The organism is Mesorhizobium newzealandense, from assembly GCF_042682145.1.
GTDB classification, from domain to species: Bacteria; Pseudomonadota; Alphaproteobacteria; order Rhizobiales; family Rhizobiaceae; genus Mesorhizobium; species Mesorhizobium newzealandense.
On record NZ_JBHUGZ010000001.1, the window covers coordinates 665,182 to 685,390 of the forward strand.

The following is a 20,209-nucleotide window of genomic DNA, read 5'->3' on the forward strand; positions in this document are numbered from 1 at the left end:
CAATTCCGGACGGAAAACCGTTTCACATTTTTCCTGGAATTGCTCTAAAGCGCGTCGCGTTGAAACCGATTCATGCGACGCGCTTTAGGTCTTTGTTTTTGTGCATGTCGTTGTCCCAAAACCGGGTCCACTTTTGGGCGGCATGCATTGGGTCACTCGGCCAGCTGCGGCAGGTTCTTGAACAGCTCCAGCGCCTCGGGGTTGGCGAGCGCCTCCTTGTTCTTGATGGCGCGGCCGTGGACGACGTCGCGCACCGCAAGCTCGGTGATCTTGCCGGACTTGGTGCGCGGGATGTCGGTGACGGCGACGATCCTGGCCGGCACGTGACGCGGGCTCGCGCCGCTGCGGATCTTGAAGCGGATGCGTTTTTCCAGATCGTCATCCAGTTTGACACCCGCGGCCAGCCGCACGAACAGCACGACGCGCACGTCATTGTCGAAATCCTGGCCGATGCACAGCGCCTCCAGGATTTCCGGCATCTGTTCGACCTGGTTGTAGATCTCCGCCGTGCCGATGCGCACGCCGCCCGGATTGAGCGTCGCGTCGGAACGGCCATGGATGATCATGCCGCCATGCACGGTCCATTCGGCGAAATCGCCATGACACCAGATATTGTCGAAGCGCTCGAAATAGGCTGCCTGGTACTTCTTGCCCTCGGGGTCATTCCAGAAGCCGATCGGCATCGCTGGAAACGCCTTTGTGCAGACCAGTTCGCCCTTCTCCTGCCGAACCGGTCTGCCATCGTCGTCCCAGACATCGACGGCGAGGCCGAGGCCGGGGCCCTGGATCTCGCCGGTCCAGACCGGTTCAATCGGCACGCCGAGCACGAAGCAGGAGACGATGTCGGTGCCGCCGGAGACCGAGGCCAGATGGACATCCTTTTTGATGCCGTCATAGACGAAGCGGAAGTCCTCCGGCGACAGCGGCGACCCGGTGGACGAGATCGCCCGCACGCTCGACAGATCATGGCTGCGGATCGGCTTGAGACCGGCTTTGCGCACGGAATCGATGAATTTGGCCGAGGTGCCGAAGAAGGTCATCTTCTCGGCATCGGCGAAGTCGAACAGCACATTGCCATCGGGGTAGAAGGGCGAGCCGTCATAAAGCAGCAGCGTCGCGCCTGAAGCGAGCCCCGACACCAGCCAGTTCCACATCATCCAGCCGCAGGTGGTGAAGTAGAAGAAGCGGTCGCCGTCGGTGAGACCGGCATGCAGCCGATGTTCCTTGACATGCTGGATCAGCGTGCCGCCGGCCGAATGGACGATGCATTTGGGAATGCCGGTCGTTCCCGACGAGAACAGGATGTAGAGCGGATGCGAAAATGGCAACCGCTCGAAGCTGACGGGCTTGACCGCGAAGGGCGATAGCGCCTCCTCCAGCGCCACCGCCTTGTCGATGGTGTCAGCGACATCGCTCGAGGTGCCGAGATAGTCGACGACCAGAACCTTGCGGACAGTGCCAAGCTTGGCCGCAACCGCCGCGATCTTGTCGGCGACCTCGATCGCCTTACCATTGTACCAGTAGCCATCGGGCGCGATGAAGACGACCGGCTCGATCTGGCCGAAACGGTCGAGCACGCCCTGCTCACCGAAATCGGGAGAGCAGGACGACCAGACCGCACCGATCGAGGCGGCAGCCAGCATGGCGGCAACGGTCTCCGGCATGTTGGGCATCATCGCCGCGATGCGGTCGCCCTTTTTGACCTTGAGCGACAAGAAGAGCTGCTGCAGGCGCGAGGTCAGCGCATGCAACTCATTCCACGACAGCCGGCGCTCGACCTTGTCCTCGCCGTGAAACACGATTGCCTCGCCAGAGCCGGTCTTCCTCAGGAGATTCTCGGCGAAGTTCAGCGTCGCGTCGGGGAAGAAGGAGGCGCCTGGCATCTTGTCGCCATCGACAAGCACGGGCCCGCCCTTGTCGCCGACAATGCCGCAGAAGTCCCAGACCAGGCTCCAGAACCCTTCGCGGTCCTCGACAGACCAGCGATGAAGCTCCGAATATGAAGAAAACGCACCGCCGGCTTTCACAGCCGCGGCCTTCATGAAAGCGGTCAAGGGTGCTGCATCAATCTGGTCTTGTGTCGGGGTCCAGAGCGGTACTTCGGCAGCCATGATCGTTCCTCCACGGTCGCCACCGCTTATGCATATCGCAGCGCAGCAGAGCAAGATTTTGTTCGGTCGATGCGACCAGATGTGCGCAAATGCCATCGCCGGGCCATAAAGACTTGAAATGCCTCAGCCCTAAGTCGTAGTGACGACTGGGGTTACACCCGTCGGGCGATTTTTGTCGGAATGGAAACATACGGGGCGATATGCCATCATCTTTGATCCGGCGCGGGATATGGGCGATCGGCGCTGCCGTGATCGTCATCGCGCTGGTCGTTGCCGCCCTGCCCCTGATCGCCTCCACCCGTATCGTGCGCGATCGCATCGCCTGGGAAATGAGTGCGTGGAGCGGCTTCCGGGTCGCCATCGAAGGCTCGCCGCGGATCGAGGTCTGGCCGAAATTCCGGGCGATCCTGACCGATGTGACGCTTTCGCAATGGACCGACACCGAGGCGCCGCCGGTGGTCGAGGCCGAACGGGTCGAGGTCGATCTGTCCGCCATGGCGGCCTTGCGCGGCGACGTGGAGTTTTCGACGGCGCGGCTGGTGCGGCCGACGATCCGGGTTCAGCGCACCGCGACCGGCTTCTTCCTGCCCGCCGTCCCGACCGGCGGGCGCATCACGCGTTCCATCGACACGGCGCGCGGCGTGGTCAATGCCGACCCCGCCAAGCCCGACCTCGACAAGCTGCCGGCCGACACCTTTGGCACCGTGGAGTTCCGTGATGGCCGCATGGTGGCGTCCATCGACGGCAAGGACGTCGAGATCCTCAGCAGCATGTCCGGCCAGGCGACCTGGGCGGCGATGAACAGCAATGCGACGCTGTCTGCAACAGGGATCTGGCGCGGCGAAAGCGTTGCGCTTGACGTCGCCTCGCCGAAACCGCTTGTGCTGTTTGCCGGCGGTACGGCGCCGCTCACGCTGTCCTTCAAGGCAGCACCCGCCACCTTCTCGTTCGACGGCACGGCCAGCATGTCCGAAAACGCTTATTTCGACGGCCAGGCGAAGTTCTCGGCACCTTCGCTGCGGCGCGTCCTGGAATGGTCGCAGGCCGGTATCGCTCCAGGTGCCGCGATCGGCTCAGTCAGCATTTCGAGCAAGATCACGGCGACGGCAGGGCGCGTCAAGTTCGACAACACCGCACTTGCCCTGGACAACAATCCGGGAATGGGCGCGCTGGACCTCACGCTTGGCGGGGCACAACCGGTGATCTCCGGCACGCTCGCCTTCGACACACTCGACCTCAGATCGTTTCTATCGGCCTTCACGCCGCTGGCGCCGACCGGAGGCGCGGGACCCAGCGACATCGACACAAGTTTCGCCGACAGGATCAACCTCGATCTCAGGCTGTCGGCAGCGCACGCCACGGCGGGGCCCATCCAGCTCGCCGACGTCGCCGCCACGGCCCAGGTCAAGGATGGCCTTTCCGTCTTCGATATCTCCGATGCCTCGGCCTTTGGCGGCAACATCCAGAGCAGCCTTCGCTTCGACCGCAAGCCGGAAGGCTCGCAGGTCGAGATCCGGCTGCTGGCGTCCGACATCGACGGCGGTGCCTTCGGCACGGCGGCAGGGATGACCCGGCTGGTGCCGGTCGGCACGGGGACCGTCTCGGTGATCCTCAAGGGACCAGGCCGGACCTGGGACTCCATCTTCGACAATGCCGACGGCTCGGTCTCCGCGACCTTCGGACCGGGTGCGTTGAGCAAGCTCAACCTGCCGGCCTTCCTCAAGCATACCGAACAAGGCGGCTTCTTCGCGCTCGACGACGTCTCCGACGGAACGCTGCCGATCGACGGTGCCGAGATCAAGGCCAGCATTTCGAAAGGCGTGGCGCGGATCGACAAGGCCGAAGCCAATTCGGCGAAGTACAAGATCTGGCTGTCCGGTATCGCGTCCTACGCCGGACGAGGACTGGCCTTGTCCGGCGGTGTCATTCAGGCGGACCAGGCAGCGGCGCAGGCCAATGGCCAGCAAGGCCCCAACCAGTCATCGTTCTTTGTCGGCGGGACATGGACCACGCCGTTCATTTCGCCGATCAGCCGCGGCGTTTCGGGGGAATAGACCTTAGAGCGGCTCATCGTTTAACGGAGACGCCGAACCGCTCCATCCCTTTGCCTTGACGCAATTCCGGACTGCTCTACCCGCGTTGTGCGGCCTGCTCGTCGAGCTGGCGCTGCACCTCACGCCGCTTGTTGGCAAGTGACGCGATGATGACGCCAACCGCAACAACCGCGATCAGGATGGTGCAGGCGGCGTTGATCTCCGGCGTCACGCCGAGGCGAACCTGGCTGTAGATCTTCATCGGCAGCGTGGTGGCGCCAGGCCCGGAGGTGAAGCTGGCGATGACCAGATCATCGAGCGAAAGCGTAAAGGCTAGCATCCAGCCGGACACGATCGCCGGCATGATGACCGGCAGCGTGATCTGGAAGAAGGTCTTCACCGGCGTTGCGCCAAGATCCATCGCAGCTTCTTCCAGCGAGCGGTCGAAGCTGACCAGGCGCGACTGCACGACGACGGCGACGAAGCACATGGTGAGCGTGATGTGCGCGAGCGTGACGGTCAGGAAGCCGCGGTCGAGACCGATGGCGACAAAGAGCAGCAGCAGCGACAGGCCGGTGATGACTTCCGGCATGACCAGCGGCGCGAAGACCATGCCTGAAAACAGCAACCTGCCCTTGAACCGTGTGTAACGGGTCAAGGTGAGCGCCGCCAGCGTGCCGAGCACGGTCGCCACCGTGGCCGAAATGACGCCGACGCGGGCCGTGACCCAGGTGGCGTCCATCAGGCCCTGATTGTGGAACAGCGAGACGTACCATTTGGTCGAGAAACCGCCCCAGACAGTAACCAGTTTCGACTCGTTGAAGGAGAAGACAATGAGCAGGACGATCGGCAGATACAGGAAGGCAAAGCCCAGCACGATCGAGGTGACGTTGAAGCGGCTCCAGGTGGCGTTCATTTGTCTTGCTCCTGGGCGCGCGCCTGAGCCTGCTGGAAGAGCATGATCGGCACGGTCAGCAGCAGCAGCAGGATGACGGCCACGGCCGACGACACCGGCCAGTCACGATTGGCGAAGAACTCGTTCCAGAGCGTCTTGCCGATCATCAGCGTCTGCGATCCACCGAGCAGGTCGGGAATGACGAACTCGCCAACCGCGGGGATGAACACCAGCAGACAGCCGGCGATGACGCCGGGCAGCGACAGCGGAAAGGTGATCTTCCAGAACGCGCTGGTTGGCGGACAGCCAAGATCCTTGGCCGCCTCGATCAGCGAATAATCCATCTTTTCCAGCGACGAATAGAGCGGCAGCACCATGAACGGCAGGTAGGAATAGACGATGCCGATGAAGATTGCCGTGTAGGTGTTGAGGATGATCAGCGGCTCGCTGATGACACCGGTGGCGAGCAACAGCTGATTGAGCAGCCCCTCGGGCTTGAGAATGCCTATCCAGGCGTAAACGCGGATCAGGAACGAGGTCCAGAACGGCAGGATCACCAGCATCAGCAATGTCGGGCGGATCGTTGCCGGCGCCCGCGCCATGCCATAGGCGATCGGGTAGCCGACGATCAGCGTCAGCACCGTCGAGATCGCGGCAACGATGACGCTGGTCACATAGGCGTTGAAGTAGAGGGCATCCTGCGTCAACCAGGCGTAGTTGTCGAAATTGAGCGCGCCAAAGCCGGCGAAGAACCCGGAGATGCCGTCTTTGAAGCCGAGCACCGGCGTGTAAGGCGGCATGGCGATCGCCGTCTGCGACAGCGAAATCTTGAAGACGATGATGAAGGGAACGAGGAAGAAAAAAAGCAGCCAGACATAGGGAATGATGATGACCAGGCGGCCAACGAAAGCCGCTCCCAGCCTGGCCAGGATGGACTTGTCGGCATTTGTTGCCGGGGTTGATGCGGCGGTGACGGCGGCGTTCGACATGACCGCCCCTTACCGCGTCAGCACGACGCCGGCGTCGGGCCGGAAGGAAACCCAGGCGCGGTCGTTCCAGCTCAGCGGATCCTCGGTGATACGAGCCGCGTTCATGGTGCTGGCCCGCACCACCTGGCCGTCGTCGAGCTTGACGTGGTAGACGGTCATGTCGCCGAGATAGGCGATGTCATAGACCTCGCCTTCGATGGCATTGACGGCCTCGGCCGGCTTCTTAGACGACACCTTGATCTTTTCCGGCCTGATGGCGAAGGTGACAGCCGTTCCCGCACTCGCAGCCCCGGCATTGTCGGTGCGGATGGTGATGCCATTGCCAGCGTCGATGCTGGCGGCACCGGCCTCGCCGCGCGCGATCTTGCCCTCGAACATGTTCACATTGCCGACGAAACCGGCGACGAAACGCGATCCCGGCGCCTCGTAGACTTCGGCCGGCGTCGCCACCTGCATCACCTCACCCTTGTCGATGATGGCGATGCGATCGGCCATGGTCATCGCCTCTTCCTGATCGTGCGTGACGACGACAAAGGTCAGGCCAAGGTTCTGCTGCAGGTCCATCAGTTCGAACTGCGTCTCCTCGCGCAGCTTCTTGTCCAGCGCGCCGAGCGGCTCGTCGAGGAGCAGCACCTTCGGCCGCTTGGCGACCGAGCGGGCGAGCGCGACGCGTTGGCGCTGGCCACCCGACAATTGATGCGGCTTGCGCTTGGCGAACTGTTCGAGCTTGACCAGCTTCAGCATCTCGGCGACGCGTGACGCGATCTCGGGCTTCGGCATGCCGTCCTGCTTGAGACCGAAGGCGATGTTGTTCTCGACCGTCATATGCGGGAACAGGGCATAGGACTGGAACATCATGTTGACCGGCCGGCGATAGGGCGGAATGCCGCGCAGATCCTGGCCGTCGAGCAGGATGCGGCCGGCCGTCGGCTCCTCGAAGCCGGCGAGCATCCTGAGCAGTGTCGATTTTCCGCAGCCCGAGGCGCCGAGCAGGGCGAAAAACTCGCGCTCGAAGATGGTCAACGACAGATTGTTTACGGCGGTGAAGTCACCGAACTTCTTGGTGACGTTGTCGAACTGGATGTATGGCTTGGCGTTCGGGTCGTTCCATGGCGCGAAATCCCTGCGGATGCTGCCAAGCGATTTCATGTCCCACTCCGTCTTGTTTCTTGCTTCTTGCCCCAGAAAGAATTGGTCCCGGCAGGTGGCTGCCGGGACCGATCAGATTGCTTATTGGCCGGTGACGATCTTCGTCCAGCTGCGTGTGATCAGGCGCTGGGTCTTGGGATCGTAGGGAGCGACCGTGTAGAGCTTCTTTATCGTCTCGGCATCGGGATAGACGGAAGGATCATCCAACAGGGCCTTGTCGACGAACTGCTGCGAAGCCTTGTTGCCGTTGGCGTAGAGCACGTAGTTCGACGATTTGGCGATTACTTCCGGCTTCATCATGTAGTTGAGGAACTCAAGCGCCTCGGCGACATGCGGCGCATCGGCGGGGATCGCCATCTGGTCGAACCACATCTGCGCGCCTTCCTTCGGCACGGAATAGCCGATTTCCACGCCCTGCTTGGCCTCGACCGCGCGGTTGCGGGCCTGGAACACGTCACCCGACCAGCCGACAGCCAGGCAGATGTCGCCATTGGCGAGTGCGTTGATGTATTCGGAGGAGTGGAACTTCCTGATATAAGGCCGGACCTTGAGCAGGGCCTCCTCGGCCTTGGCGATTTCGTCAGGCGAGGTGCTGTTGGGGTCGAGGCCGAGATACTTCAGCGCCGCCGGTATGATGTCGGCCGGTGAATCCAGCACATAGACGCCACAATCCTTCAGCTTGGCCAGGCTGTCCGGATTGAAGAACACATCCCAGCTGTCGATCTTGTCGGTGCCGAGTGCCGCCTGCACTTTCTTGATGTTGTAGCCGATACCAACCGTGCCCCACATGTAGTTGATCGAATATTCGTTGCCGGGGTCGTATTTGGCGGTTCGCTCGGTCACCGTGTCCCACATGTTGGAAATGTTCGGCAGCTTCGACTTGTCGAGCTTCTGGAACACGCCGGCCTGGATCTGGCGGGCGAGGAAGTTGCCGCTGGGCACGACGACGTCATAGCCGCTGCCTCCGGCAAGCAGCTTGGTTTCCAGGATTTCGTTGGAATCGAAGGTGTCATAGACGACCTTGATGCCGGTTTGCTTGGTGAAATCGTCCATGATCGAACTGTCGATATAGTCCGACCAGTTGAAGACGTTGACGACGCGATCCTCGGCGTGGCCGCCGGCGGTGAAAAGCGTCAGAAATACCGAGGTCGCCGAAAGCCAGAGCGCTTTGCGGATCATGCTATTCTCCTTTGGTGAGTGTTCCTTCGCCGGCTCGTCGCGGACCCCGCGCGGCCGGGCATTTGTTTCAGACTATTGAGCTTTCCAGGGGGCGACAAGCGCGAACTGTCGACGCCGTGGGGGTGGTTCGATGAGCGGCAGTTGGTGGCTCTGTGTCTCTTCCGAGACCTGGGAGGCATGCCTGTGCCGTCAGAGGCTTTCGCCGTGGCGCGGGCAGAGATACGACGATGTGGTCCGGTCTCGATCTGACCGGCAGGGAGACTTGGCAAGATACGCCTGTCTTGTTGTTGCCGTAGTCTCAGCCTGCCCGCGCGGCAGCGAATTTGTCAATGGCAAAGCTGCGCGCCGCATCAATTAGGCGATGGCACCCCGGTGACCCCTGCGCGCTCGGGCCGTGTCTGGCGCTTGAATTCGAGCCCGATATGGACGAGCAGCGCCGTGACCACCACCGCGCCGCCAACAATGGTGCGTCCCGACGGTACCTCGGAATGGACGAGCCAGACCCATATAGGCCCCAGGATCGGCTCGAACGTGCCGAGCAGTGCCGCGACGGCCGCCGGGATCAGCCGCGCGCCAGTGGCGAAGAAGGCAAGGCCGAGGCCGAGATTGACCACGCCGAAAGCGAAGAGAAAGCCCATGTCGCTGGCCGACACGGCGAATGTCGATGCCTGCGAGGCGGCAAAGCCCGCCGCAAGCATGGTGCCGAGGCAGGTTGCCGGCGTCATGCGCACGCCGGAAAACCGCCGGGTGATGACAGTGGCGATCGAGAACATGACCGCAATCAAGAGCGCCAGCCCGTCGCCTATCGGCGAGACGGCGCCATCAAGCGATTCCGACACCATGATTGCGACGCCGGTGATGACGGCTGCAATCGCCAACCAGGTGGCGACAGTCACCCGTTCGCGAAACAACGCCCAGGCAAACAGCGCCGCCAGAAGCGGCACACCTGCCTGCATCAACAGGATGTTGGCGACGGTGGTGTAGGCAAGTGCGACGACGAACGCGGTCGATGCGGTGGCGAAGCAGGCCCCGACGGCAAGGCCGGGCAGCCCCATGTCGCGGAACATTTTCAGCATGCCGCGCCAGCCGTCGCGCCAGACCATGAAGCAGATCAGGAAGGCCGCGGCCCAGACGGAGCGCCAGAGAATAATCGTCCAGCTATCGCCGACGGTGATGAAGCGGGCAATGGTGCCGCCAAAACTCCACATCAGCGCCGAAAGGAACACCAAGAGCATGCCGACGCGTTCCTCGCGCGGCGAGATGGTCGATAAATCAACGCTCGGCGATGATGCTGTGTCGGTCATGGGCGCGACTGTCGGGCTTTTGTGGACGGGACGATGCGCAAGGGACGACAAAAAGATACTCCGTTCGCGTAGCGCAAAGGCGAAGGCCGGGGGTGAGCCAGAGACCGACGACAATTGTGGCACCCTGCCCGCCGTCACTGGGGCACGGCGTCACTGGAAGTCGAAGGCGCTCAAGCCCGTCACCATCTCGTCGAGGCCGAGCGGACGCGTTACTGGCGGCTCGGCGCGCGCCAGACAGCCGGCGCGTTCGCAAAGCCGGCAGGCAGGCCCGACCGGCGTCGCCGTGACGGTGCCGGCCTTCGCGGCGGTTGCCGCGCCGGGAAGTGCCGCGCCATAGACGATGTCGTCGCGAAAGCCGATGTCGCATCCAAGCAGCAGCGCCGTGCGACGCGGACGCTCCGAGAAAGCGCCTTGCGGTCCTTCCAGCGTGCGGGCGATGCACAGGAACTCGGCGCCGTCGGGCATTTCCACCGCCTCGACGAAGATCTGGCCGGGCTGGGAGAAGGCGACATGCACGGGCAGCTTGGGGCAGCCGCCGCCAAAGCGGCTTTGCGGAAAGCCCTGGCTGCCGGCCTTGCGGAAGCGGTTGCCGGCATTGTCGACCTCCAGCATGAAGAACGGCACGCCGAGCGCGCCCTGCCGCTGCAGCATGGTCAGCCGGTTCGCCGCCTGTTCGAAGGAGACGCCGAAGCGCGAACGCAAGACGTCGATATCATAGCGGGCGCGAACGGCAGCCGCATGAAAGGCCTGGTAGGGCATCATCAGCGCATGCGCGGCATAGCGGCCGAGTTCGAAACGGGCGAGACGGCGAGCCTCGTCAGTAGTCAATTTGAGCGCCTGGATCTCGCCGGCGACCGCGACAGTCATGCGGATCAGGCAAGCCTCCATCGCCACTTCGCGCAACTGGTCGAACGGAGACAGCCGTTCCGACAGGAACAGGCGCTGCGAATGGCGATCATAACGGCGGCGCCAGTTCGGCATGGTGGCGACCGGCAGCACCTTGACCACGATGCCGTATTCGCGCTTCAGCCAGGCCTTCAAAGCGCCGAACAGATCGTCGCCGGGATCGAGCACAGAGGTGAACGCCGCGGCCTCTTCCTCGAGCGCCGCGAAATGGTTCGGCCTGCGCTCGAAGATCTCATGCACCTCGTCGATCGGCAGGCGGGCGCCGGAAAGCGCGGTCGCCCGACCTTCGCGCGCCAGGAGCTCGTTGAGGTCGGACAGGCGCTCGGCCTGCTCGCGATAGGCGCGGAACAGTTTTATCACCGCCGCGGACGCGTTAGGGGCGGCCTCGGCAAGCTCGATCAGTTCCTGATCTCCCGGCAACTCGCCGACCAGCAGAGGATCGGTGAACACTTCCTTCAAGGCAGCGACGGACCCTCTTGCCTCGCCCTGCAGCTCGTGCGGATCGACCTTGTAGACGGACGCCAGCTTGAGGATCAGCTGCACCGTCAGCGGCCGCTGGTTGCGCTCGATCAGGTTGAGATAGGACGGCGAGATACCCAGCCCCTCGGCCATCGCCGTCTGGGTCAGGCCCTTGGCGTTGCGGATGCGGCGGATGCGCGGCCCGGCAAAGATCTTCTGGTCAGCCATCGACTATCCTTGACAAGAATTTACATACCTCTCACGGCAATCTCGCTGCGTCGTCTTTTACAATCGTGACAAATTTACAATGACTTCCTGTCAAACGCAACACAGGTTTTCCTTTATATTCAGCCAATTCTCTTGATTCTTCTGGGCCCATTTCGCACCGCAATGTAAATTCAGTCATATTCCGGCGTGCAGATGATTGGCGCCCGGACACAGTGTAGCAATCCTTCGGAGTGACCAATGACTGATTTTTACAACCTCGTCCCATCGGCGCCGGAAGGCCGCTTCGACGGCATCGAACGGCCCTACTCTCCGGAGGATGTGAAGCGGCTGCGCGGTTCGGTGCAGATTCGCCAGAGTCTCGCCGAAATGGGCGCCAACCGGTTGTGGAAGCTCATCCACGAGGAGGACTTCGTCAACGCGCTCGGCGCCATGTCCGGCAACCAGGCGATGCAGCAGGTGCGCGCCGGGCTGAAGGCGATCTACCTGTCGGGCTGGCAGGTTGCCGCCGACGCCAACACCGCTGGCGCAATGTATCCGGACCAGTCGCTTTATCCGGCCAATGCAGCGCCCGAACTGGTCAAGCGCATCAACCGCACGCTGCAGCGTGCCGACCAGATCGAGACATCCGAAGGCAACGGGCTTTCGGTCGAGACCTGGTTCGCGCCGATCGTCGCCGATGCGGAAGCCGGCTTCGGCGGCCCGCTCAACGCTTTCGAGATCATGAAGGCCTTCATCGAAGCGGGGGCCGCCGGCGTCCACTACGAGGATCAGCTGGCGTCGGAAAAGAAGTGCGGCCATCTCGGCGGCAAGGTGCTGATCCCGACCGCGGCGCACATCCGCAACCTCAACGCCGCGCGCCTCGCGGCGGATGTGATGGGCACGTCGACCCTGGTCGTTGCACGCACCGATGCGGAAGCGGCAAAGCTGCTGACCTCCGATATCGACGAACGCGACCAGCCTTTCGTCGACTACGGCGCCGGGCGCACCGTGGAGGGCTTCTATCACGTCAGGAACGGCATCGAGCCCTGCATCGCCCGCGCCATCGCCTATGCGCCTTACGCGGATCTGATCTGGTGCGAGACCTCGAAGCCGGATCTGGCGCAGGCCAAGAAATTCGCCGAGGGCGTGCGCAAGCATCACCCCGGCAAGCTGCTCGCCTACAATTGTTCGCCATCGTTCAACTGGAGGAAGAATCTCGACGACGCGACGATCGCCAGGTTCCAGAAGGAGCTCGGTGCCATGGGCTACAAGTTCCAGTTCATCACGCTCGCCGGCTTCCACCAGCTCAACTATGGCATGTTCGAACTGGCTCGCGGCTACAAGGCGCGGCAGATGGCGGCCTATTCCGAGTTGCAGGAAGCTGAGTTCGCGGCCGAGGCCAATGGCTACACCGCGACCAAGCACCAGCGCGAGGTTGGCACCGGCTATTTCGATGCCGTGTCGATGGCGATCACCGGCGGCAAGTCGTCGACCACCGCCATGCATGAATCGACCGAGCACGCGCAATTCAAGCCGGCCGCCGAATAGCAAACAGAAGAATACAGAGGAAACGCCCAACAGGGCTTGAGACACAAGGAGAAGACCAATGGCATCGATAAGCCGTGTCAAGGAACGCGCCGAGGAACAGTCCACGACGATGAGCGTCGACCAGCAAGCGACGATCCGCATGCTGGCCAACGATCTGCACCGCCTCAACCAGTCGGTGATGAAGGCGGTCGAGGCCGGTGTTTCGGTGGAGCTCGTGCGCTCGGCGCGACATCACGGCGGCGACGGCAACTGGGGCGATCTGCTGATCCCGGTGATCGTCACGCAGCAGAGCCACGGCTGATCGAAATCCGCTCAACCGACCCTTCACCTGCGCAGTCTCTGCGCAGGTGAATTTTCTTTTTATGAAACGTGCCCGTGGACAGCTCAGTACAGTAGCGTTGCTTGAAATTCACTGCTCCCGGGGATGATTTCGGGGCGTTTTATTTCAACTTGACATGGGCGGCGATCTCACGCCAATTGCCCCCGAGATTCAACTCTGCATTGAAATAGGGGCGAGCTTCTTGGCCGACTTGTGTGCCCAGTGAATCGCGAAGGCGAGACTCCAAGACATCTGAATATGATGACCCGCGACTCGCGCGCCGGGACGATCCGTGATCCGTCGCAAGTGCTTGTCGTCGGGAGATCGCCAATCAATCGCGTGGTGATTTCGAAGATCGTCGAGCGATCCGGGCTCAAGCCAATCTCGGAATCTCCCGATACGGCGGCAAAGATCTTGCGGTCCCTCATTCCCGGTGCCGTTGTCCTTGATGGTGGCGCCGACAACAAGGACTGCGACAATCTGATGTCCAGCATCGACGCGTTGCGGCGGGCCTCGGGCAAATCGCTGCCACCGGTGATCCTGCTTTCAACCAAGAATGGCACGCGGGAAAGCCTGGGCCTGTCGAGCATCATCGACGTGGTGGTCGCCAAGCCGATCACACCCGAACGGCTGCAGCCGGTGATCGATCGTCTGATCAACCGCTGAGCCCGCGATATCAACTGCTGAGCCGCGATCAGGCTGGATTGGTGATGCTTTCGATCAGTTCGGGCAGCTGTCCGAGATCGGATATCTGGCGGAACCGCGACTCGGCCACCGGAGGCTCGACATGCTCCAGCACCCAGGTCAGTTCATGCGGCACATGGACACCCCAACCGCCAGCCTCGATGGCCGGAACTATGTCCGACTTCAGCGAATTGCCGACCATCATGCTTTTTGCCGGACCATCGCCGTGGCGGCTGAACAGGCGGGCATAGGTGGCGGCATTCTTGTCGCTGACGATCTCGACCGCGTCGAACAGATCCCCGAGGCCTGACTCAGCCAGCTTGCGCTCCTGGTCGAAGAGATCGCCCTTGGTGATCAGCACAAGGCGGAATGCGCCGGCAAGCTTCTCGACAGTCTCGCGCGCATGCGGCAGGGTCTCGATCGGATGGCTCAGCATCTCGCGGCCGGCATCGAGAACCTCTGATATGACCGAGGCCGGCACGCGACCTTGCGTGACCTCGATCGCCGTTTCGATCATCGACAGCGTAAATCCCTTGATGCCGAAGCCATAGACGGCAAGGTTGCGTCTTTCGGCCTCCAGCAATCGTGCCGAGATGTGCTCGGCTTCGCCATGATCGGCAAGCATGGCCGCAAAGCGCTTCTCCGTCATGCGGAAGAACTGCTCGTTCTGCCAGAGGGTGTCGTCGGCATCGAAGCCGATCGTCGTCAGTCTGCTATCGTGCCGCATTCAATGTCTCGACTATGGTTGGGTCTCGATTGAGATTGGGGTCTTGATTGGGATTGGGGCCGCCGAAACTAAGCCGATTGGCGTGATTTTCAACCGCCTCGGCCAATGCCCGATGTGGCTGCCCTTCCCTTCCACAGTGGGGCACGGCTATACTCCACAATCCGCAACCCAATCTGGTGAATGATGCCGCCTGCAAAAAAGGAAGTCCGTCCGTCGAGCCGCGGAGGACGGGCGCGCACGCCTGCCTTCGTGAAAAACCAACGTGGCGTCAAGAACTGGAAGGAAGTCAGCGCCTGGCTGGAATGGCGCGGCATCGAGGACATCGAGTGCATCACGCCCGACCAGGCCGGCGTCGCGCGCGGCAAGATGATGCCGTCGAAGAAATTCACCTCCAACACCTCGCTGGCGCTGCCGTCGGCTGTCTTCATGACGACGATTTCCGGCGGCTATCCCGAGGATGGCAATGGCTTCCACTATCCCGAAGACGACGGCGACCTCAAACTGATGCCGGACCTGTCGACGCTGACGGTGGTGCCATGGGAAGAAGACCCGACGGCCGCGGTCATCTGCGACCTCGTCCACCAGGACGGACGTTCGGTCGAGTTCACGCCGCGCAATGTGTTGAAGCGCGTCGTCGCCGCTTATGACAAGCTCGGACTGAAGCCGGTGGTGGCGCCCGAGATCGAATTCTATCTGGTGCGCAAGAATCCCGATCCGGACTATCCTCTGACGCCGCCTGTCGGCCGTTCGGGACGCGCGATCGGCGGCGGCGCCGGCTATTCGATCGCCGGCGTCAACGAATTCGACGAACTTATCGACGACATCTACCATTTCTCCGAGAGCCAGGGCCTGGAGATCGATACGCTGATCCATGAGGAGGGCGCCGGCCAGCTCGAAATCAATCTGCGCCACGGCGACCCGATCGAACTGGCCGACCAGGTGTTCATGTTCAAGCGCACCATTCGCGAGGCGGCGCTGAAGCACGAGATCTACGCCACCTTCATGGCCAAGCCCATCCAGGGGCAGCCGGGCTCGGCCATGCATATCCATCAATCGATCATCGACAAGAAGACCGGACAGAACATCTTTTCGGCTGCTGACGGCTCGGAAACCGAAGCCTTCTTCCATTTCATCGGCGGCATGCAGAAGCATGTGCCGAACGCGCTGGTGATGTTCGCGCCCTATGTCAATTCCTACCGCCGGCTGACACAAGCGGCGTCGGCTCCGGTCAACAACAAATGGGGCTACGATAACCGCACCACGGCGTTCCGCGTGCCACGCTCGGATCCGGCGGCACGGCGCGTCGAAAACCGCATCCCGTCCTCGGACGCCAACCCCTATCTGGCGCTGGCGGCGTCGCTTGCGTGCGGGCTGATCGGCATCACCAACAAGATCAAGGCGGAGCCGCCGGTCCTGACCACAGCCAACGCCGACGAGATCGACCTGCCGCGCGGCCTGCTCGAAGCCGTCGACCTGTTCGAGGGCGATGAGGAACTCTGCGCGCATCTGGGCAAGTCCTTCGCCGCCACCTATGCGGCGATCAAGCGAGCGGAATTCGAGACGTTCATGGAAGTGATCAGTCCTTGGGAACGGGAATATCTGCTGCTGAATGTATAGGGGAATAGGGGAGTAAGGCAGGTAGGGCAGTAGGGCAGTAAGGGCGACAGACGATGGCGAAGATCGAGTCGTACAGGGATTTGATCGTCTGGCAGCAGGCAATGGACTTGGCGGTATCAATCTACGAGACGACAAAAGCCTGGCCTAAAGAAGAACTCTACGGAATGACAACTCAGCTGCGTCGGGCAGCCAGCTCCGTGCCCGCCAACATCGCTGAGGGTTATGGTCGAGAGAGCCGAGCTTCCTATCAGCAATTTCTGCGGATCGCACAGGGATCCCTCAAGGAGTTGGAGACTCATCTGCTGATTGCACAACGCGTCGGAATCGCATCGCACGAGGCGGTCGAACCCTTGATGAACCGTAGCGAGAGCGTGGGAACGCTCTTGCGGCTTCTGATCCGCAAATTGTCACCTGAATAGCCTGCCCTACTCCCCTACTCCCCTACTCCCCTACTCCCCTACTCCCCTACTCCCCTACTCCCATTGAGAACCATGCCCTACCAATCTCCAATCTCTCCCGGCCGTTCCTGGTATGAGGACACTGCCGGCCCACGGCCGGAATACCCGGCGCTGGACGGTGACCGGACATGCGATGTCGTCGTTATCGGCGGCGGTTTCACCGGCCTGTCGGCGGCTGCTCACCTTGCCAAGGCAGGGACCAATGTCGTGCTGATCGAGGCGTATCGCTTCGGTGACGGCGCCTCCGGGCGCAATGGCGGCCAGCTCGGCACCGGCCAACGCGCCTGGGTCGAGGACCTGGAAGCGGAGTACGGCTTCTCCCGCGCCAAGGCGCTATTCGACCTTGCCGAACAGGCAAAGGCGCATCTCCTTGAATTCGCCGCCGCCAGCCAGATCGATATCGATTACATGCCGGGCCAGCTCTCGGTGGCGCACAAGCCGCGCTATGTCGACGACTACAAGGCCCATGCCGAGATCATGGCGAGCCGTTTTTCCTACCCGCATATCTCGTTCATGGATGCCAAGGAGACGGCGGAGCGGCTGGGTTCGACCGCCTATTTCGGCGGCACCCGCGACACCGGCACCGGCCACATCCACCCGATGAAGCTGGTGGTCGGCACGGCGAGGGTGGCGGCACAAGCCGGCGCGCAACTGTTCGAAGGGACACCCTCGACCGGCATCATGTCCAGTGGCGGCAAGGTCAAGGTTTCGACACCGAGAGGCACCGTAACAGCGCAGAAAGGCCTGATCGCGGTCAACGCCTATGGCGGCACGCTCGAGCCGGTGAGTGCCGCGCACATCATGCCGATCGGTTCGTTCATCGGCGCAACGGTGCCGCTGGGCGCGAACTCGGCCGTGCTGCCGGGAGGTGAGGCGGTCGACGATTCCCGCTTCGTCGTACGCTATTTCCGCAGATCGAAGGACGGACGGCTGCTGTTCGGCGGACGCGAAGTCTATGGCGTCAACGATCCTAAGGATATCCACATCCACATCCGCCGTCAGATCGCGGAACTCTACCCGGCACTCAGGGATGTCGAGATCACGCATGGCTGGGGCGGTTATGTCGGCATCACAGTACCGAGAAAACCGTTCGTGCGCGAAGTGATGCCCAATGTGATCTCGGCCGGCGGCTATTCCGGCCACGGCGTCATGCTGTCGAACTTCTTCGGCAAACTCTATGCCGAGACCGTCGCCGGCAATCGCGACCGGCTGAAGCTGATCGAGGACCTGAAAATCCCGGCGTTCCCCGGCGGCCGGCGCTTCCGCGCGCCGCTGCTGTTCCTGGCGCTCAACTGGTTTGCGCTGCGGGACCGGATCTAGAAGCTCTATCTGTTTTTGTTAGAGCATGATCTCCAGCGAAAACCGATGCCATTTTTCGGGATCGTGCGCCAGCCGGACAGGACCGCTCTCATCTATGTAATATTGTTGTAATATTTGTTGCCGTAACGGCACATTGCAGAATCCCCTCCAAAGGAGCAGAATCCCTCACAAGGGCGTAGTGATGCCACAATCACCGATATAAAGATGCCGGTTGTGGATGACTGACGGGGAATTCTGCGGGCTTGCCCGCTTTGGTTCTTGGGACTGATGCAGATCTGGCGCCAAGTTCTTGGCATTCGATCGAAAGAACATCGGCCCGCTTATGGAGGTGGCAAGAGTGAGAGAGCCCTTCAGTTTCGGTACCCCGGAACGTCGGCGCTTTGCCATGCAGTTCGGATATGACATGCGGCCGTCCTTCTGGCAGGAAGTCCGCTCGAACTCGCATCTGGTGATCGCCGCGATCGGCACCGCCGCGCTGCTTGGCGTCGCCGCTGTGGCGCTGTGGCTGGCATTGCCGGCCAATGACAGGCAAGCGGCGGCGAGCCCCGAGCAGACCATTCCAACCATTCCGGTGAAAACGACGAAAATCGCCCCAGTGGGGGCAGTTGTGGCTACAGCAGCCGTGCCGCAGGCGGCGCGCAAGTCCGACGCGGTTTCGCCGACCGTGGCAGCCGCGGAAGCCATCATACCGGTGCTGCCAGCCAATGATCCCCGCTGGACCAGTTCGCAGACGAAAGCTGCCGGCACGCCTGCTCCCAGCCATGGGACGAACCAGGTTGAACAAGCGCCGGACAAAGCCGCGGTGGCATTCGCGCAGCCGGCAGCCGATACCGATGCCGCCACCGAACTTGCCAAGGTTGCCGCACCCACTCCGCCGGCGGGCAGCCATCCCGATGGCGCGAAAACCGCCGCCATCCCGGCGGTGCAGCCGCTAGTGCCGTCAGAGCAGCCCGCAGCGGCGGAAGGCGACGGCAGCCAGGCCAAGGCGAAGCCAGGCAAAGTCGCGGCCGCCGGAACCGGACGGATCCTGCGGGCCGTGACCATGCGGAGCAGCCCGAAGAAAAATGCGACCGCCATCGCCACGGTGCCAGCCAGAACCTCGGTGCAGGTGATGAGCTGCAAGAAGTGGTGCCAGATCACCTACAACGGCAAGACCGGCTGGATCTACAAGAGCTACATCAAGACCGGCGCCTGACGCCAGTCACGACCCGCCGCCGAAACGCCGCCGCCTTCGGGCACTTGATTTGCGCATGATCCTTTCCGAAAATCGGTACCGATTTTCGCGGTCATGCGTTGGCGCTTTCAGATGCAGCGTCCGCCGTCCACTTCCAGCGCCACACCGGTGATGAAGGCGGCTTCGTCCGATGCCAGCCAGAGTGCGGCATTGGCGATATCGAGTGGCGTCGAAAGCCGGCCGAGCGGGATCGAAGCGCGGAACTTCTCGCGGATTTCGGGCGTGTCGGCGCCCATGAACTTCTCCAGCATGCCGGTCTCGCCGGCTACCGGGCAGAGGCAGTTGACGCGGATGTTCTTCGGCGCCAGTTCGACCGCCATCGATTTGGTGGCGGTGATCGCCCAGCCCTTCGAGGCATTGTACCAGGTGAGGCCGGGCCGTGGCCGCAGACCCGCGGTGGAGGCGGTGGTCAGGATGACGCCGCCGCCTTGCCGATCCATGATCGGCACAACGGCGCGTGCGGCGTGATAGATCGCCTTCATGTTGACGGCGGTGATCAGGTCGAAGGTTTCCTCGTCGACATTGAGCAAGTCGCCGTTGCGATGGGTGTAACCGGCATTGTTGACCATGATGTCGATGCGGCCGAAGGCGCTCTTCGCGGCATAGACCATCTCATCGAATTCGGACCGCAGTGAAACATCGGTCTGGGTCCAGATCGCCGCCTCGCCGATCTCGCCGGCGACGCGCTCCGCCCCCTTGGCATTGAGGTCGGCGACGACGACCCTGGCGCCCTCCTGCGCAAAGCGCCTGGCGATGCCCTCGCCAAAGCCCGCCGCAGCACCGGTGATGACGGCAACCTTGTTTTCCAGACGCATGCTTTTCCCGCTCAATGCTGGTGACGATCGACCGGCGCACCGATGGCGCATATCCGAACGAAGCCAGTGCCTTTGACCGGGTTGGTCGAAAGATGTGCGGCCATCGCCGATTTCTCCTTTGGCTTTCGCTTCGATCCCGCTCTATGCTGCAACTGCGAAGGCTTCCGGAGCCGCGCCTGTCGACAAGCCTCCAGGGCATCGGACTGTCAAGAGGCAGGCGCCACACTCAGATGTGACACCATGGCACTGGAAAAT

At 62.3% G+C, this 20,209-nt stretch carries 17 protein-coding genes; 8 read left to right on the top strand and 9 right to left on the bottom strand.

Annotation, left to right across the window (positions count from 1 at the left end):
* Positions 1 to 152 precede the first annotated feature (152 nt).
* On the bottom strand, positions 153 to 2,111 hold the full coding sequence (locus ACFSOZ_RS02930; protein ID WP_379093460.1) for an acetoacetate--CoA ligase: 1,959 nt from the start codon (positions 2,109 to 2,111) through the stop codon (positions 153 to 155).
* 200 nt (positions 2,112 to 2,311) lie between these two features.
* Between ACFSOZ_RS02930 and ACFSOZ_RS02935 the strand changes: the two genes are divergently transcribed.
* A complete protein-coding gene (locus ACFSOZ_RS02935) occupies positions 2,312 to 4,165 on the top strand; it encodes an AsmA family protein (RefSeq protein WP_379093463.1) in 1,854 nt (617 codons plus the stop codon).
* 76 nt (positions 4,166 to 4,241) lie between these two features.
* Here ACFSOZ_RS02935 and ACFSOZ_RS02940 read toward each other — a convergent pair whose 3' ends face one another.
* The 6 genes from ACFSOZ_RS02940 to ACFSOZ_RS02965 form a co-directional block, all read right to left on the bottom strand.
* On the bottom strand, positions 4,242 to 5,060 hold the full coding sequence (locus tag ACFSOZ_RS02940) for an ABC transporter permease (protein WP_379093466.1): 819 nt from the start codon (positions 5,058 to 5,060) through the stop codon (positions 4,242 to 4,244).
* Positions 5,057 to 6,028 (bottom strand): ABC transporter permease subunit, encoded by a 972-nt coding sequence (locus ACFSOZ_RS02945; protein WP_379093469.1) that lies wholly within the window; start codon positions 6,026 to 6,028, stop codon positions 5,057 to 5,059. Before ACFSOZ_RS02945 ends, ACFSOZ_RS02940 begins: the two co-directional genes overlap by 4 nt.
* Before the next feature lie 9 nt (positions 6,029 to 6,037).
* A complete protein-coding gene (locus tag ACFSOZ_RS02950) occupies positions 6,038 to 7,177 on the bottom strand; it encodes an ABC transporter ATP-binding protein (protein WP_379093472.1) in 1,140 nt (379 codons plus the stop codon).
* Positions 7,178 to 7,258: 81 nt separating this feature from the next.
* On the bottom strand, positions 7,259 to 8,356 hold the full coding sequence (locus ACFSOZ_RS02955; RefSeq protein ID WP_379093475.1) for a polyamine ABC transporter substrate-binding protein: 1,098 nt from the start codon (positions 8,354 to 8,356) through the stop codon (positions 7,259 to 7,261).
* A gap of 350 nt (positions 8,357 to 8,706) precedes the next feature.
* Entirely contained in the window at positions 8,707 to 9,660 is a 954-nt protein-coding gene (locus tag ACFSOZ_RS02960; RefSeq protein ID WP_379093478.1) for a DMT family transporter, read from the bottom strand.
* Between the two features lie 150 nt (positions 9,661 to 9,810).
* On the bottom strand, positions 9,811 to 11,253 hold the full coding sequence (locus tag ACFSOZ_RS02965; protein WP_379093481.1) for a helix-turn-helix domain-containing protein: 1,443 nt from the start codon (positions 11,251 to 11,253) through the stop codon (positions 9,811 to 9,813).
* 237 nt (positions 11,254 to 11,490) lie between these two features.
* Here ACFSOZ_RS02965 and aceA point away from each other — a divergent pair, with 237 nt between their 5' ends.
* The 3 genes from aceA to ACFSOZ_RS02980 all read left to right on the top strand — a co-directional run bounded on the left by aceA (position 11,491) and on the right by ACFSOZ_RS02980 (position 13,765).
* Positions 11,491 to 12,780, top strand: coding sequence for an isocitrate lyase (aceA, locus tag ACFSOZ_RS02970; RefSeq protein ID WP_379093484.1), 1,290 nt, complete (start codon positions 11,491 to 11,493; stop codon positions 12,778 to 12,780).
* A gap of 58 nt (positions 12,781 to 12,838) precedes the next feature.
* Entirely contained in the window at positions 12,839 to 13,081 is a 243-nt protein-coding gene (locus ACFSOZ_RS02975) for an SMc00767 family acetate metabolism repressor (protein WP_006202762.1), read from the top strand.
* A gap of 276 nt (positions 13,082 to 13,357) precedes the next feature.
* Positions 13,358 to 13,765, top strand: a complete 408-nt coding sequence (locus tag ACFSOZ_RS02980) for a response regulator (protein ID WP_379093487.1) — start codon at positions 13,358 to 13,360, stop codon at positions 13,763 to 13,765.
* 28 nt (positions 13,766 to 13,793) lie between these two features.
* On the opposite strand, the gene ACFSOZ_RS02985 is transcribed toward ACFSOZ_RS02980, so the two are convergent.
* Positions 13,794 to 14,510: an HAD family hydrolase gene (locus tag ACFSOZ_RS02985; protein ID WP_379093490.1), complete on the bottom strand. Its 717-nt coding sequence runs from the start codon at positions 14,508 to 14,510 to the stop codon at positions 13,794 to 13,796.
* 180 nt (positions 14,511 to 14,690) lie between these two features.
* On the opposite strand from ACFSOZ_RS02985, the gene ACFSOZ_RS02990 reads away from it, so the two are divergent.
* The 4 genes from ACFSOZ_RS02990 to ACFSOZ_RS03005 all read left to right on the top strand — a co-directional run bounded on the left by ACFSOZ_RS02990 (position 14,691) and on the right by ACFSOZ_RS03005 (position 19,100).
* Complete coding sequence (locus ACFSOZ_RS02990; protein WP_379093493.1) at positions 14,691 to 16,127, top strand: glutamine synthetase family protein; 1,437 nt, start codon at positions 14,691 to 14,693, stop codon at positions 16,125 to 16,127.
* 53 nt (positions 16,128 to 16,180) lie between these two features.
* Entirely contained in the window at positions 16,181 to 16,546 is a 366-nt protein-coding gene (locus ACFSOZ_RS02995) for a four helix bundle protein (protein ID WP_379093496.1), read from the top strand.
* A 72-nt stretch (positions 16,547 to 16,618) separates the two neighbouring features.
* Entirely contained in the window at positions 16,619 to 17,905 is a 1,287-nt protein-coding gene (locus ACFSOZ_RS03000) for an NAD(P)/FAD-dependent oxidoreductase (protein ID WP_379093499.1), read from the top strand.
* A gap of 337 nt (positions 17,906 to 18,242) precedes the next feature.
* On the top strand, positions 18,243 to 19,100 hold the full coding sequence (locus ACFSOZ_RS03005; RefSeq protein WP_379093502.1) for an SH3 domain-containing protein: 858 nt from the start codon (positions 18,243 to 18,245) through the stop codon (positions 19,098 to 19,100).
* A gap of 107 nt (positions 19,101 to 19,207) precedes the next feature.
* Here the strand turns inward: ACFSOZ_RS03005 and ACFSOZ_RS03010 are convergent, their stop codons facing one another.
* Positions 19,208 to 19,954, bottom strand: coding sequence for an SDR family oxidoreductase (locus ACFSOZ_RS03010; protein WP_379093505.1), 747 nt, complete (start codon positions 19,952 to 19,954; stop codon positions 19,208 to 19,210).
* Positions 19,955 to 20,209 lie beyond the last annotated feature (255 nt).

Coding starts and splice junctions, on each gene's coding strand:
- ACFSOZ_RS02930 (WP_379093460.1), bottom strand. CDS start 2,111: ATGGCTGCCGAAGTACCGCTCTGGACCCCGACACAAGACCAGATTGAT.
- ACFSOZ_RS02935 (WP_379093463.1), top strand. CDS start 2,312: ATGCCATCATCTTTGATCCGGCGCGGGATATGGGCGATCGGCGCTGCC.
- ACFSOZ_RS02940 (WP_379093466.1), bottom strand. CDS start 5,060: ATGAACGCCACCTGGAGCCGCTTCAACGTCACCTCGATCGTGCTGGGC.
- ACFSOZ_RS02945 (WP_379093469.1), bottom strand. CDS start 6,028: ATGTCGAACGCCGCCGTCACCGCCGCATCAACCCCGGCAACAAATGCC.
- ACFSOZ_RS02950 (WP_379093472.1), bottom strand. CDS start 7,177: ATGAAATCGCTTGGCAGCATCCGCAGGGATTTCGCGCCATGGAACGAC.
- ACFSOZ_RS02955 (WP_379093475.1), bottom strand. CDS start 8,356: ATGATCCGCAAAGCGCTCTGGCTTTCGGCGACCTCGGTATTTCTGACG.
- ACFSOZ_RS02960 (WP_379093478.1), bottom strand. CDS start 9,660: ATGACCGACACAGCATCATCGCCGAGCGTTGATTTATCGACCATCTCG.
- ACFSOZ_RS02965 (WP_379093481.1), bottom strand. CDS start 11,253: ATGGCTGACCAGAAGATCTTTGCCGGGCCGCGCATCCGCCGCATCCGC.
- aceA (WP_379093484.1), top strand. CDS start 11,491: ATGACTGATTTTTACAACCTCGTCCCATCGGCGCCGGAAGGCCGCTTC.
- ACFSOZ_RS02975 (WP_006202762.1), top strand. CDS start 12,839: ATGGCATCGATAAGCCGTGTCAAGGAACGCGCCGAGGAACAGTCCACG.
- ACFSOZ_RS02980 (WP_379093487.1), top strand. CDS start 13,358: ATGATGACCCGCGACTCGCGCGCCGGGACGATCCGTGATCCGTCGCAA.
- ACFSOZ_RS02985 (WP_379093490.1), bottom strand. CDS start 14,510: ATGCGGCACGATAGCAGACTGACGACGATCGGCTTCGATGCCGACGAC.
- ACFSOZ_RS02990 (WP_379093493.1), top strand. CDS start 14,691: ATGATGCCGCCTGCAAAAAAGGAAGTCCGTCCGTCGAGCCGCGGAGGA.
- ACFSOZ_RS02995 (WP_379093496.1), top strand. CDS start 16,181: ATGGCGAAGATCGAGTCGTACAGGGATTTGATCGTCTGGCAGCAGGCA.
- ACFSOZ_RS03000 (WP_379093499.1), top strand. CDS start 16,619: ATGCCCTACCAATCTCCAATCTCTCCCGGCCGTTCCTGGTATGAGGAC.
- ACFSOZ_RS03010 (WP_379093505.1), bottom strand. CDS start 19,954: ATGCGTCTGGAAAACAAGGTTGCCGTCATCACCGGTGCTGCGGCGGGC.